General features: G+C 47.1%; 13 protein-coding genes. 8 read left to right on the top strand and 5 right to left on the bottom strand.

Annotated features, from left to right (window positions below; translation table 11 throughout):
• Positions 1-9 precede the first annotated feature (9 nt).
• From OL444_RS29985 to gatC, 5 genes are all read right to left on the bottom strand, one after another.
• The gene (locus OL444_RS29985) at positions 10-699 is read right to left on the bottom strand and encodes a hypothetical protein (protein WP_264727157.1); all 690 of its coding nucleotides are present in this window, start codon (positions 697-699) and stop codon (positions 10-12) included.
• 105 nt (positions 700-804) lie between these two features.
• Complete coding sequence (locus tag OL444_RS29980) at positions 805-1,395, bottom strand: riboflavin synthase (protein WP_264727158.1); 591 nt, start codon at positions 1,393-1,395, stop codon at positions 805-807.
• A gap of 21 nt (positions 1,396-1,416) precedes the next feature.
• Positions 1,417-1,977, bottom strand: a complete 561-nt coding sequence (locus tag OL444_RS29975; protein WP_264727160.1) for a cob(I)yrinic acid a,c-diamide adenosyltransferase — start codon at positions 1,975-1,977, stop codon at positions 1,417-1,419.
• A 137-nt stretch (positions 1,978-2,114) separates the two neighbouring features.
• Positions 2,115-2,822, bottom strand: coding sequence for an ABC transporter ATP-binding protein (locus tag OL444_RS29970; RefSeq protein WP_264727163.1), 708 nt, complete (start codon positions 2,820-2,822; stop codon positions 2,115-2,117).
• A gap of 5 nt (positions 2,823-2,827) precedes the next feature.
• Complete coding sequence (gatC, locus tag OL444_RS29965) at positions 2,828-3,118, bottom strand: Asp-tRNA(Asn)/Glu-tRNA(Gln) amidotransferase subunit GatC (protein WP_264727165.1); 291 nt, start codon at positions 3,116-3,118, stop codon at positions 2,828-2,830.
• A 153-nt stretch (positions 3,119-3,271) separates the two neighbouring features.
• Here gatC and trpS point away from each other — a divergent pair, with 153 nt between their 5' ends.
• The 8 genes from trpS (at position 3,272) to OL444_RS29925 (ending at position 14,594) form a co-directional block, all read left to right on the top strand.
• Entirely contained in the window at positions 3,272-4,282 is a 1,011-nt protein-coding gene (gene trpS, locus OL444_RS29960; protein WP_264727166.1) for a tryptophan--tRNA ligase, read from the top strand.
• A 42-nt stretch (positions 4,283-4,324) separates the two neighbouring features.
• A complete protein-coding gene (locus tag OL444_RS29955; RefSeq protein WP_264727168.1) occupies positions 4,325-4,960 on the top strand; it encodes a deoxynucleoside kinase in 636 nt (211 codons plus the stop codon).
• Between the two features lie 294 nt (positions 4,961-5,254).
• Positions 5,255-6,043, top strand: a complete 789-nt coding sequence (locus OL444_RS29950) for a hypothetical protein (protein WP_264727169.1) — start codon at positions 5,255-5,257, stop codon at positions 6,041-6,043.
• Complete coding sequence (locus tag OL444_RS29945) at positions 6,010-8,079, top strand: ComEA family DNA-binding protein (protein ID WP_264727171.1); 2,070 nt, start codon at positions 6,010-6,012, stop codon at positions 8,077-8,079. The genes OL444_RS29950 and OL444_RS29945 overlap by 34 nt, the downstream gene beginning before the upstream one ends.
• 446 nt (positions 8,080-8,525) lie before the next feature.
• Positions 8,526-11,765 (top strand): SusC/RagA family TonB-linked outer membrane protein, encoded by a 3,240-nt coding sequence (locus OL444_RS29940; protein ID WP_264727173.1) that lies wholly within the window; start codon positions 8,526-8,528, stop codon positions 11,763-11,765.
• Positions 11,766-11,791: 26 nt separating this feature from the next.
• Positions 11,792-13,117 (top strand): SusD/RagB family nutrient-binding outer membrane lipoprotein, encoded by a 1,326-nt coding sequence (locus tag OL444_RS29935; RefSeq protein ID WP_264727175.1) that lies wholly within the window; start codon positions 11,792-11,794, stop codon positions 13,115-13,117.
• A 77-nt stretch (positions 13,118-13,194) separates the two neighbouring features.
• Positions 13,195-13,509, top strand: a complete 315-nt coding sequence (locus OL444_RS29930) for a DUF3467 domain-containing protein (protein WP_127040585.1) — start codon at positions 13,195-13,197, stop codon at positions 13,507-13,509.
• A gap of 11 nt (positions 13,510-13,520) precedes the next feature.
• Entirely contained in the window at positions 13,521-14,594 is a 1,074-nt protein-coding gene (locus OL444_RS29925; protein WP_264727177.1) for an Ldh family oxidoreductase, read from the top strand.
• Positions 14,595-14,653 lie beyond the last annotated feature (59 nt).

The following is a 14,653-nucleotide window of genomic DNA, read 5'->3' as shown; positions in this document are numbered from 1 at the left end:
TGAAACCCGTCAGTGCTTTTTCTTTCGTTTGTTGAATAACTCCCGGCTATCCTGGATGATGAGGGAATCATTATCAGGTGCCTGTTTTACGGGGATGGTGGAGCGGAGATACATAGCCGGATTATATTTATACCAGGCCTGTACCGTAACTGTTTTGACCGTATCATTTTTTTCGAGCAGCAAATCCTGCCCGATGATTTTTCCTGCAGACGTTTCGAACCGGATCGTGGCCGTATCCAGCGGAAATATATGACCGCTGCTGAACTTCCCTTCTACATTGAGGTAATACCGGATATCACGTTTGATACTGTCGGCATAATGATTAAAACGGATGCCGGTAACATAGGGCAGCCGGATAGCAGTTTCGAAAACCTGGTTGTCTGGCAGGGTAACGGTGAAGTCTACACGGTAACCTGTTTTTGCCAGCTGCTGCCGGTTGAAGGTAAGATAGCCGTTTTGCACAACGCCGTTGGAGGTGCGTATAGCTACCCGGTTCCAGCGGTAGCTACCCTGCAGAAAGCCGGTGGTACGCTGTACGGAGTTGTCGCTGTATTGTAGCTGCAAGCCCAGTGGTACACGATTATACAGTTCTGCTACGGCAGTGGTATCATACAATGCCTGTACTGCTACTACTTTAGCCTGCTGCGCATGTGCCAGCAGCGAACAACATAAAGTACCGATCAGCAGGTGTAGTTTCAAATGTCTGATTTTACAGTAAACAGTATAAGTATCCCGAGGTAGCAATAATACTGCCATCCCGTGCAGGAGATGGCAGTATCTTATTTTATGGCGGTACTACTTACATCAACGGTTTACCAGCAGTTGCCGGGCAACATACTTACCGAGGATATCAAATTCCAGGTTCACGCGGGAACCGGGTTGTACAGCGGAAATATTGGTGTGTTCAAACGTATACGGAATCACCGCGATGGAAAATTCCTCTTCCGTTACATCAAATATAGTTAAGCTGATACCATTCAGGCAGATACTACCTTTTTCCACCACCAGCGCAGCAAATTCACGTGGATACCGGAAACGGTATAACCAGCTGCCGTTCTGATCTTCGCGGAGGGTGCAGGTACCGGTGCTGTCTACATGGCCTTGTACCAGGTGTCCGTCGATGCGGCCATTGAATACCATGGCTCTTTCCAGGTTTACCTGCAGGCCGGGTGCCAGCTCTCCGATATTGCTTTTGATGAGGGTTTCAGCTACGGCTGCGGTTTCGTAGGTGTCGCCCTGGATGTGGGTCACGGTCAGGCATACGCCGTTATGCGCTATGCTTTGATCTACCTTTAATTCCCCTGCCAGGGGCGTTTGTATGGTGATCACCAGGTTACCGCCTTCCTGCCTGGTAGATACTACTGTTGCTAGTGTTTCTATAATTCCTGTAAACATATAACGAATGTAAGATAATTTCTACACCCTGGGCTGCCAGGGAATTTCATCTACGCCCAACTGCTGTCCTACCCAACGGGATAGTACAAATAGATAGTCACTGAGGCGGTTAATGTATTTCAATACCAGGGGTTCAATGAACATTTCCTGCTCCTGCATACCTACGCAGAGCCGTTCGGTGCGGCGGCATACGCAGCGTGCGATGTGGCAGGTAGATACGGCTACGTGGCCGCCCGGCAGGATAAATGACTTCATCACAGGCAGGTCTTCATTCATTTTATCAATACTGTTTTCCAACAACAGGATATCTGCCTCGTGCAGATCCGGTATTTTCATTTTTGTTTCTTTATCCGGATCGCAGGCCAGTGCAGCGCCGATGGTAAAGAGGCGGTCCTGTATTTCCTTCAGCAATATTTTGGTGTCCGGGTCGGACATATAATCGTTGACCAGACCGATATAGGAGTTCAGTTCATCTACCGTACCGTAGGCATCGATACGGATATCGCTTTTGGGTACTTTGGTACCACCAATCAGGGACGTTTTCCCTTTGTCGCCTGTTTTAGTATATATTTTGAAAGCCATGTGTTGGAAGATTGTTCTATCGCAAATTAAGGTATTCGCAGGAATGCATAAAGCGATTAAAGCGGAGACAGAATAGGTGGATACCTGTGTTCTGTTCCGCTTTAATCGCTTTATATGTTCCGGTAAAGGAAAGAATATTATCCCAGTACAGCCATTTTCTGATTGACACGATCGGATTCAATGACACCGTCGCGCAGGCGTATCACTCTTCTGGCGTGATCCGCAATATCTTCTTCATGGGTTACCAGTACAACGGTATTGCCGGAGGCATGGATGTTACCGAATATCTCCATGATTTCCACGGAGGTTTTGGTATCCAGGTTTCCGGTAGGTTCATCGGCCAGAATCAGAGAAGGATTATTAACCAGCGCACGGGCAATGGCCACACGTTGACACTGTCCGCCGGACAGCTCATTAGGCTTATGTTTACCGCGGTCTCCCAGTTTCACCTTTTCCAGCATTTGCCGGGCACGTTCTTCTCTTTCTTTTTTACCGACACCGGCATAAATCAGGGGCACTGCCACGTTTTCCAATGCGGTCAGGCGCGGCATGAGGTTAAACTGCTGGAATACAAATCCGATTTCCTTTCCACGTACAGTCGCCAGGTCGTTGTCGGCCATCGTACTAACGTCATGTCCGCTCAGAATGTATTTACCGCTGGTAGGGGTGTCCAGACATCCGAGAATATTCATGAGCGTAGACTTGCCGGAACCGGAAGGTCCCATCAGTGCTACATACTCATTTTTGAAGATGTCCAGCGATACGCCTTTGAGTACCGGCAGTTCATTCTTTCCGAGGTAATAACTTTTTTTGATGGCTTCCAGGTGAATAACGGACTTTTGCATGGGAGTTATTTCTTTATGATTTTCGGCACCTTGAAATATTCGTCTGTGGCTGCCGGCGCATTAAGCAGCCCTTCTTCCCGGGTAATGGAAGGTATCACTTTATCTTCCCGGAAAACATTATAATCTTCTGTCAGGTGGAGTAAGGGATCAACCTGGGTAGTATCCAGCTCATTGAGTTTTTCCACGAAAGTGATCATCCTTTGCAGATCTCCCCGTATCTCCGCTTTTTCCTGCTGGTTAAATTCCAGCCTGGCCAGTTCAGCCAGCTGTTGTACCAGGGCGTCGTTTACTTCCATAATCAAATTAAATCAAAAGATAATGAAATATAAATAGTAAATATGATGGTATCCCAAAATTAGTGATAAACGGCCATTTAAGTGCAGAAAGCCTTAAAAGTGCTTTAGGTTGAGCTTTCAGCTTAAAGCTTTTTATTTAACTTGCGACCTATTATGGCTACTAAAAAGGAAATTGTGGTGAGTGGCATTCGCCCCACCGGTTATTTGCATTTAGGCAATTATTTTGGCGCGATCCGTAACTATATCCGGATGCAGGAAGACTTTGACTGCTATTTCTTTGTGGCAGACTGGCATTCATTAACCACCCACCCCGATCCGAAAGATCTGAAGGGAAATGTAATGCGCGTACTGGCAGAAAATATCGCTTCTGGTCTGGACCCTGAAAAAGTGGCGCTGTATGTACAAAGTGATGTTCCGGAGATTGCAGAATTGTATCTCCTCATGAATATGCTGGCTTATGTTGGTGAACTGGAAAGAGTACCTACCTTCAAAGATAAGGTACGTTTGCAACCGGATAACGTAAATGCCGGTTTGCTGACGTATCCGGTATTGATGAGCGTGGATATATTAATTCAGCGCGCCGTGAAAGTGCCGGTAGGTAAAGATCAGGGACAACACCTGGAAATGGCCCGCAACTTTGCACAACGTTTCAACCAGCGCTATGGTGATCTGTTCCCGGAACCGCAGGCGTTTAACTATGGCGATTCACTGGTACGTATCCCCAGCCTGGACGGTAAAGGCGGCAAGATGAGCAAAAGTGAAAATGAAATGGCGACCCTGTACCTGGCTGACACTGATGAGCAAATCCGGAAAAAACTGAGCAAGGCTAAAACCGATAGCAGCTCTGGAGAGGAAGGTGCTCCCATGCCGGAATCCGTACAGAATCTCTTCGACCTGATGAAACTGGTGTCCACACCGGAAAGCATTGCTACTTTTGACGCAGCATATCACGCAGGTACTCTCCGTTATAGTGATCTGAAAGGACAGCTGGGTGAAGACATGGTGAAATTTATTGCACCTATCCGCGAAAAAGCAGCGGCACTGCAGCAGGATACCCAGTACCTGGAAAAAGTAATGAAAGCCGGTGCAGAAAAAGCGAGGGCAAATGCGGCACAAACTTTGCACCAGGCGAAAAAACTAATTGGTCTCAATTACTACCAGTAATCGTAGTTGTAGCTATTTTCAGTATTTACCTTCTATCATCGCATGGCAAAACAGAACAAGATCAAGCACATAGCCATCGCCGGTAATATCGGCGCAGGCAAAACCACACTTACCGAAATGCTATGCAGGCATTATAAGTGGCACCCGCAATATGAAGATGTTGAGCATAATCCTTATCTGAATGATTTTTATGAAGATATGCCCCGCTGGTCTTTCAACCTGCAGGTATATTTTCTGAACGGAAGGCTGAAACAACTACTGGAAATCCAGAACGGAAAAGAAACAGTTATCCAGGACCGTACCATCTATGAAGATGCCCACATCTTCGCTCCCAACCTGTATGAAATGGGGCTGATGACCAAACGGGACTTCGATAACTACTTCAACTTTTTTGAAACACTGAAAAGCATGGTGAAACCACCGGACCTGCTGATCTATCTGCAGGCATCCGTACCAACACTGGTGGCCCAGATTCAGAAAAGAGGAAGAGAGTATGAAGAGAATATACGGCTCGACTACCTGAAACGCCTCAACGAATATTATAATAACTGGATCGAAAAATACAAGGAAGGTCCTTTGTTGGTGATCGATATTGATAAGAATAAATTTCCGGAGAGTGATGAAGACCTCGGAGAAATTATTTCCAGGATCGATTCCCAGTTATACGGACTTTTTTAGATCCACGACATAAAAAAAGAGCAGCTATCACCGTGATAGCTGCTCTTTTTTTATGGGTAGCCTTCACCTTTGATTAACACTTTTCTTTGTTGCTTTCGGTAGCTTCGGTGTATTGTTAACCTGATCATATCCGGCCACGTACCGGCCGTCATTGTTAAACCCGCTACACGATGAAACAGCTTTTCACACATCTTATCATACCCACTATTATAGTTATACCATTAGCAGCAACGGATGCCTGATTACCATACGCTTCCCGTTAGTCTTGCCTGAATTATTAATCAGCCATTCATCATGAAATTATTGTTGTTAACCCTGGTGTGGGTGCAGACAGTATCTGCACAGCCACTATTAACGCCTGTTGGCAGTAATGCCGGTATAGGTGCCTACAGCCGGCATTTTCAGGATGCGATTACCGCATACCGGCATCCGGCGGCTTTATCAGGTATATCGGCCTTCACGGGTGGTAGCTATGCAGAAAACAGGTTCCTGCTTCGTAGCATTACGCTGTATATAGCTGCAGCAGCTATACCGGTGAAACCCGGCGCCTTTGGTATCGGTATTACCCGCCTGGGTAATACGGACTGGTATCAGCAACAACTCAGCCTTTCCTATGGCAGGGCGCTTGGCAACAGGTGCGGCATCGGACTGCAGTTTAGTTATGAAACCACCGCGGTAACCGGCTATGGGAAGTCGGGTAGGTCAGCTGTTACTATAGGCGGCTTATGGCACATCGATGAAAAATTTCATGTTGGCGGGCAACTGGAAAAAATACCCGGATTGCCGGTTACCTACATCATCGGCGCCGGCTTCGAAGCCTCCCGCAACTGCCTGCTGGCGACAGAAGTCAGCCGTCAGGAAACCACCGGCACAGATGTAAAAGCAACGGCTCATTACCGGATAACTCCCGCTTTGGCCTTACAGCTGGGCTTTGCGGCACAGCCTCCCCGGCACAACGCCGGTGTAATGGTATACTGGCATGCCTGGCGGATCGATATGACTGCCAGCTTTCATCCGCAACTGGGTATCACTCCCGCAACTACAATTATATGGCAACGATCCGCAACACCTGCCGCAGAATAATTTGTTGTACCGGCCTGCTGTTATGCCTGCTGCCGGCCACTGCCCGCCGCCAGGAGGAAGTGCCCATGCCTGCCGTGCTGGAAAATAACCTGGAACAGGAAATGGAAAATACCACCACGGTGCAGGAAGATGATGCACAATGGCAGCGGTTAAATACGCTGGCCCGGCATAAGATTCCCTTGAACCGGGCAGATGAAGCCATGCTGCAGTCACTAGGTATACTCACGCCGGTACAGATCAATAATTTCCTGCGCTACCGGCAGCTATTGGGAGAACTGGTCAGTATTTATGAACTACAGGCGATACCCGGTTTTGATCCGGAACTGATCCGCCGCATCCTGCCATATGTAGCGGTGGGCAACGACTTGGCGCCGCATTATTCCCTGCGCGACTATCTGCATAAAGGTGATCACTCCTTGCTGATGCGCTACGGACAGGTCATGGAGAAAGCAAAAGGTTATCAGCATACCGACAGTACCTTACCTTATTACCGGGGAAGTCCGGGAAAAATGTTTATCCGTTACCGTTATAATTTTTCACATTATATCAGTGCCGGTGTTGTCATGGAGAAAGATGCCGGCGAAGCATTTTTTAAAGGCGCCCAACGACTGGGTTTTGATTTTTACAGCGCACATATTTTTATCAATACCCCCGGAAAAATAAAAGCACTGGCATTGGGTGACTATACCATCAGCATGGGGCAGGGCCTGTTGAACTGGCAATCCCAGGCCTATGGAAAAGGAGCTGCTGTGATGCAGATAAAAAGAGAAGGGGAGGTCTTGCGGCCTTATACATCTGCCGGCGAATTTTATTTTTTCAGAGGCGCGGCTATAACCCTGCAACAGCAAAAATTACAACTCACCGGTTTCGTTTCACATCGACTGCTAGATGGCAGCACTGATACATTGGAAGACGAACGTATTGCTACCGCAGTGATGAGCAGTGGTTATCACCGCTCCATTAATGAGATCGCCAAACGGGGTGTAGTACAACAACGCAGTGCCGGTGGTAATCTCCGGCTTACTGCCGGCAGATGGCAGGCCGGCGCTAATGTGATCTGGCACAGCTTTGTACCCGGTTGGCAGAAAACATTATTGCCGTATAATCAGTTTGATTTCAATGGGCAGCAATTATTAGGTGCCAGTGTAGACTATGCCGGTAGTTGGAAAAATGTACATCTTTTCGGAGAAGCTGCGTGGAGTGATAATGGAAAACCGGCAATCGTACAAGGCTTGCTGACCACTATCGCGCCTGCTATAGATATGGCGATGGTGTATCGTTATTACGACCGTGCCTATCAGGCTTTATATGCTAAAGGCTTCGGTGATAATTACCGTACCGTCAACGAAAATGGATGGTATACGGCGCTTTCGGTAAGGCTGCATGCCCGGCTGAAACTGGACACCTACGCAGATCTCTTCCGGTTTCCGTGGTTGAAGTATCGCGCCAACGCGCCTGGTACCGGTAAAACATTTTTTGTACAAGGTACCTACACTCCCAACAAAAAAGTAACAACGATACTCACTTATCACTACCGGCAAAGTGAAGAAAATACCACACTGCCGGACAATCCGATGAAAGTAACTGCGCCTGTAACGCAGCAGCATATACGTTTGCAATGGAGCCGGCAGCCGGGGAAAAAATTAGGAATACGAACCAGGTTGGAGTATAGCCGGTGGCATACTAGTGCAGCTATACAGCAGGGATGGTTGTTGTACCAGGAAGTGAGTTATCATTTCCAACAGCTGCCCTTGCAGGTAAATGTCAGGATAACACGTTTTTTTGCCGATAGCTATGATACCCGCATCTACGCAGCAGAAAGCAGTGTACTGTATGATAATGCGGTATCCATGCTGTATGGTAATGGATGGCAGTATTACGGGAACCTGAAATGGAAAATAAACCGGCGGCTATCCTGTTGGTTAAGATGCCATCAAACCCTTTACCCGGGAGCATCTGCGATAGGGAGCGGATATGATGTCATGGAAGGAAATCATAAAACAATGTGGCAATGTCAGTTACAGCAACTATTCTGATAAAAGAAAAGCAGATAATTCAGGCGTGAATATTTTTTTTCAAAAAATAGATATCTGATTATCAGTTTTTTGAGCAGTAAAATAATCTCACAAAAAAAATAAGCGGAAGCGGAAATATAATAAAGTCCTTTTTTTTTATAACTTGTGTCTGTTCAACCAAAATCTAAATTGGGTTTAGTTTATGAGAGAGGCGCTGCTACAAGACGCTGGACCCTGGGAAAAGACAATACCTGTTGCCGTTGTTTTCATTTATCATTTATTATTGAGTGGAGAAAATCCAAATAACCAGGTTAAATAAAATAACCATCAGTGCTATGCCATATATGGGGTATACGGTACCGGGAATGGTATGCGGATAACCCTTAGTTGCTGTATTTACGTATAAAATATGAATAGGGAGCCACCTCCCGCTTTTCTTTCTTTCAACCAAAATCTGAATCTTTTTTATGAAAAAGATGCTACTTCTTTTTGCCATACCCCTGGCAATTGTAAGCCAGGCCCAAGCCCAGCAGCGGCAGGTAACCGGCGCAGTAACAGGTAGTGATGGAAATCCCTTACCACTTGTTGCGATCCAGATCAAAGGCACTACCACCGGTACCACTACTGATGAGAAAGGTCATTTCAGTATTAATGTCAAAGACAATCAAACGGTGTTTATCGTTAGAAGTAACGGTTATCAGACACAGGAAGTACAGGTGGGCAGCGAGTCCCGGGTTACTATCGTACTGCAAATAGACACCAAGGAATTGCAGGTGGTAGTCGTAACCGCACTCGGTATCAAACAGGAAAAAGTGACTTTAGGATATGCGGCACAGGATATTTCCGGTGAAGCCATGACGCGAACAGCTCCTTCTAATCCCCTCAGTTCCCTTTCCGGTAAAGTGGCTGGTGCTAACATCATTACGGCCTCCGGCACACCTGGCGCACCTGTGAGAGTGCAGATGCGGGGTGCCACCACAATTGTAGGTAGCAACCAGCCACTTTTTGTTATCGACGGACTGCCTGTAGATAACAGTGAAACCAATACCGCTGGTGATGGCAGTGGTACAGGTGGGGTAACCCAGTCAAACAGGATGGTAGATATCAACCCGGATGATGTGGAAAACATTACCCTGCTCAAAGGGCCTGCAGCAGCGGCATTATACGGCAGTTCCGCCTCCAATGGCGTGGTGATTATCACCACCAAAAAAGGAAAGCGCAGCGCAGAAGGGAAGACCTTTAATTTATCCTATGGTGTGACCATGAACTTTGATAAGGTCAATAAATTACCAGACAGACAAAATAAATATGCGCAGGGATTCAGAGGCGGAATAGCTGCGCCGGATTATATTCCACCCGGAGGTTCCAACGCTTACTCTTTTGGGCCGGAAATCGATACCCTGGTTTACGATGGAGACGGTACTTACCTCTGGAACAGAAATGGCCGGCTGGTAGGTAAAAGCAGTAACCCCGGTGGTAAAAAAGCAGAAGTATACGATCCCTATGATTTCTTTCGTACCGGCGTAGGCGTGCTGCATAACCTGTCACTCAGCGGTGGCAATACATCGCTGGGCTATCGTATTTCTGGTTCGTATTACAACCAGGAAGGGATTATTCCGCTGACGAATTTCAAAAAAACAACCATCGCTTTCTCTACCGACTATAAGTTCAACAATAAACTCAATGTTGTTACCTCTGTCAATTATGCCAACTCTGGTGGCCGCCGGCCGCAACAGGGTAGTAACATCAGTGGGGTGATGCTGGGATTACTGAGAACGCCCCCCACCTTCGATAACAGCAATGGTATTTCAGGTGCTACCGATCCGTCGGCCTACATCCTCGGAGATGGTTTAGGCGAACAACGCAGTTACCGCGGCCGCGGCGTATATGATAACCCTTACTGGACTGTGAATATGAACCCTTACCGCGATAATGTTCATCGCGTATTCGGTAATGTCGGCGTTATCTTTAAACCATTTGAATGGTTATCTATTACAGAAAGATTTGGAGGCGACTACTCTTTCGATAACCGTAAACAGATCTATTCAAAATTCTCTGCCGGTTTTCCGGATGGACAATATTTCGAAGATCAACGTACCACTTTGCTGATCAATAACGATATCTTTGCCACCTTCACCAAAAAAACGCATGATTTCGATTATTCGTTACTGGTAGGTCAGAACCTGTATGACTATACGACAAAGTACCTGCATACCCAGGGGGATGGCTTGAGTGGTAACGATTTTCAGGGTATTACCAACACCGGTAGCAATACCCTCTCCATTTCCAACAGTCAGCAGCGGAAGGTAGCCTTTTACGGTAAGGCGAATATCGGTTTCAAAAATTATCTCTTCCTGGAACTCACCGGCCGCTATGAAGGAAACAGCACGTTACCGGTGAAAAATCAATTCTTCTTTTATCCGGCTGCCAGTGTGAGTTATGTGTTCTCTGATGCCTTGCGGCTGGAAAATAACGTCTTTTCATTTGGTAAATTAAGGCTGGCTTATTCCAGCGTGGGAAGGGGCCTGAATCCATACAGCCTGCAGAATTACTATACCAGAACAGCTCCCGCCGATGGTTGGACAGGCGGTATTACCTTCCCTTTCAATGGCCTGGTAGGTTACTCCAAAAGCAATACCCTGGGCAATCCCGACCTGACGGCAGAAAGAACGAATCAGTTTGAGCTGGGTGCAGAACTGCGTTTTTGGGATAACCGGGTATCTGTTGATTATACCTATTACAACGGAAAAAGTAAAGATCTGCTGAATGCCGTATCGGTAGCGCCTACCAGCGGTTACAGCTCTGTATACCTCAATGCGGCTTCTATGACCAATCAGGGACATGAAGTTACCGTAAACGTACAACCGGTGCGTACCCGCGATTTTAACTGGAATCTCAGCATCAATTATGCACAGAACAGGAACAAAGTGGTGGAACTGGCCAAAGGAATTGATCGTTTCGATTTTAATGGATTCACCGGCATATTTGTATCAGCCATTGTAGGTAAGCAATATGGCTCCCTGTATGGTACCGGTTACCTGCGCGATGATCAGGGCAGGCTCGTGATCAACGACCAGGGACAACCCGGTGATGGTTCTTATGGTTTGCCGATATTATATGCGCCCCTGCAATACCTGGGCGATGTAAACCCTAAATGGACAGGATCGGTTGCCAATAATTTTTCCTACAAAGGATTTACCTTATCTGTATTGTTTGAAACCCGGCAGAAATTCGATATCTGGAATGGTACCTGGGGCGCTATGACGAATTTCGGTACCAGTGCCAACACATTGGATAGAAATACAGAGAAAGTTTTTGAAGGGATAAAAGGTCACCTGGATGATAACGGTCAGCTGATATCCAAGGGCGAGGCGAATGACCTCAAAGGAAAGCTGGATCAGCGTTACTATACCAGTATCGGCAGTGGCTTCACCGTGAACGAACCTTTTGTACAGGACGCCAGCTGGATACGCCTGCGGGAACTGTCACTCGGTTATCGCTTTACCGGTAAAGCATTCTTCAAACAAAAGCCCTGGTTCCAGGCTATAACGGTAACGGCTACTGCAAGAAACCTGTGGCTGAAAACCAACTACACCGGCGTAGATCCCGAAACCAGTTTATTTGGTACCCAGGAAGCACAGGGGTTTGATTATTTCAATAATCCCGGTACAAAAACCTATGGTTTCAGTGTAAAACTGGATTTCTAATTCCCTGATTTAAAATTGAACAGATCATGAAATGCATACATAAATTAGCGCTGACGATAGGGGCAATGGCTTTGATCATGAGCAGCAGCTGTAAAAAATACCTGGATGTAAATACGGATCCGGACAGACCTGTAGTAGCGCCGCCAGCCTCTATTTTAACAGGTGCGGAAGTAACGGCTGCCTATACAATCGGTGGCGCCGACTTCGCGTTGGTAGCCAGTATCCTGTCTAACCAGACGGATGGCGCCAGCCAGCAGTTTGCTTCCTATCAGAACTACCTGCTGGTAGCCGATAATTTTTCCAACTCCTGGAGTAATATGTATCAGGGGATTTTGCTGAACCTGGTAGAGTTGCGCCGCCTGGCAGAAGAAAAGAAGTATTATCATTACAGCGGCACCAGTAAAATACTGACTGCCTATGTACTGGGTACGGTTACCGATATGTGGGGGGATGTGCCTTACAGTGATGCTTTTAAGGGCGCCAATTTTGATTTTAAATCGAAATATGATAAGCAGGAAGACTTGTATAAAACGATCGATGGTTTGCTGACAGGGGCGATTGCAGATCTGAATCAGCCGGCACTGGGTATTCAGCCGGATGTTAATGATGTCATATTTGAAGGCGATGTACAGAAATGGATACAGTTTGCCAACTCTTACCGGTTGCGGTTATTGATTCATCAAACTAAAAAAGATGCGGCCGGTTTTGCGCAGAAGGTGATTGCCGCCGCCGCGGCGCCGGGCGGTATCATCACGCAGGAAGCAGATGACGCGCAGGTGGTGTTTCTGTCAGACCCTTCCCGGGCGAATCCCATTTACCAGTTCAATGTAACACGTGGTGGCTATGTGGCCTATGAAAGTTCCTATCTTATTAAATCCATGCAGGCGCTGGGAGATAGCCGGGTAAGCCGGTACCGGCCGGGTAGCTTCTATGGCAATAAAACATCTCCGGTGATATTTCTTTCCAGTTATGAATTGCAGTTTATCCTGGCAGAAGCACACGAGCGACTGGGACATCATGCAGAAGCCAAAGCTTTTTATGAGGCAGGAGTGAAAGGCTCATTTTTAAAAGTGGGTGCAGCGATCGGTAATTACCTGAGCCATCCGGAAGTGAGTTTTGATGCAGCAACAGATAAACTGAAACTTATCTTAACGCAGAAGTATTATGCTTTGTACCTGCAACCGGAAGCATATACCGATTGGCGTCGGACGGGTATTCCGGCATTAGTCTCCAAAAACGGCGATAAACCGATTCCCAGAAGATTACCTTATCCACAGACAGAGTTATCCTACAATGAGAGTAATGTGCCTACTGGTATCACTTTGACGACCAGAATGTGGTGGGATCAGTAAGACATTTGACAGCAAATAAAAAAAGAGGGCTCATTTGAGCCCTCTTTTTTTATTTTTGTACCGCTAAATCTTACAACATGGAAAATCAGCATGAAGAACAGAATCAGCTTAATATTGAGTTGAATGAAGAAATTGCAGAAGGGCAGTATGCGAATCTGGCTATCATTACCCATTCCAACGCAGAATTTGTAGTGGATTTTGTTAACGTGATGCCTGGTCTGCCGAAGGCAAAAGTCAAATCCCGTATTATACTCACTCCGCAGCATGCAAAACGTTTCATGAAGGCCATGCTGGATAATATCAAAAAATACGAATCCGTACACGGTACTATTCAGGATCAGGAACCTGTTTCCGTGCCTATGAATTTTGGAGGTCCAACCGCTCAGGCATAACTACAGATCCGATGGAACATATTTTTTCTTATCATCATTTAAGGGAGTTCACCCGGGAAGTGTTTATTCACATGGGTTGCCCGGTAGAACAGGCTGCATTGGCCAGTGAAGTATTGGTAGCCGCAGATTTACGGGGAATCGACTCTCATGGTGTAGCCCGTTTGTCGGGATATGTACGTTTATGGGAAGCCGGCCGTATCAACAGCCGCCCGGATATCCGGATTGTGCATGAAACACCCAGTACCGCAGTAGTGGATGGCGACGCAGGTTTAGGCCTGGTAGTAGCTCCTTTTGCGATGGAAGTGGCCATGCGAAAGGCAGCAGTAGCGGGTACCGGCTGGGTGAGTGTGAAAAATTCCAACCACTTCGGTATTGCCGGTTATCACGCCATGAAGGCGCTGGACCAGGATATGATTGGCATGGCGATGACCAATGCCAGTCCACTGGTAGCACCTACGTTCTCCACAGAACGGATGTTGGGTACCAATCCGATTGCCGTAGCTATTCCCGCTAAGGAGCAGCCGGCGTTTGTAGCGGATTTTGCTACCACCACTGCGGCCAATGGTAAACTGGAAATTTTACAACGTAAAAATCAGGAAGCACCATATGGCTGGATACAGGATAAAGAAGGTAACAGCAGTACCAACCCGCACGAACTGAAAGCAGGCGGCGCTTTGCTGCCGCTGGGAGGTGACCGGGATCACGGAAGTCATAAAGGGTATTGTTTGGGAGCAATTGTTGATGTATTTTCGGCCGTTCTTTCAGGTGCCAACTATGGTCCGTGGGCACCGCCATTCGTGAGTTTTCTGCCATTGGCGCCCGATCCGGTAGGAGAAGGACTGGGACATTTCTTCGGCGCGATGCGCGTAGATGCCTTCCGCCCGGCAGATGAATTTAAGTCTCACATGGATAATTGGATCAGCCGCTTTAGAGCTGCCACCCCTGTAGCAGGTGAGCAGGTATTAATACCCGGAGACCCGGAAAGGGAGATGCAACAGCATCGCCTGGAAAATGGGATTCCGGTCTTAGCCCCGGTAGTAAAAGATATGCAGGAGGTAGCTGCGAAATTTAAATTGAATTTCTAATCGCAATCATTCATATTAACCCTCCCGGAATAAGGCTTGTGCTGGATTTCGGTAACTAA

The sequence above is a fragment of the Chitinophaga nivalis genome (genome assembly GCF_025989125.1).
Lineage (GTDB): Bacteria > Bacteroidota > Bacteroidia > Chitinophagales > Chitinophagaceae > Chitinophaga > Chitinophaga nivalis.
The sequence above is the reverse complement of the archived record's forward strand: the minus strand, read 5'-3'. Positions and strand labels throughout refer to the sequence as shown.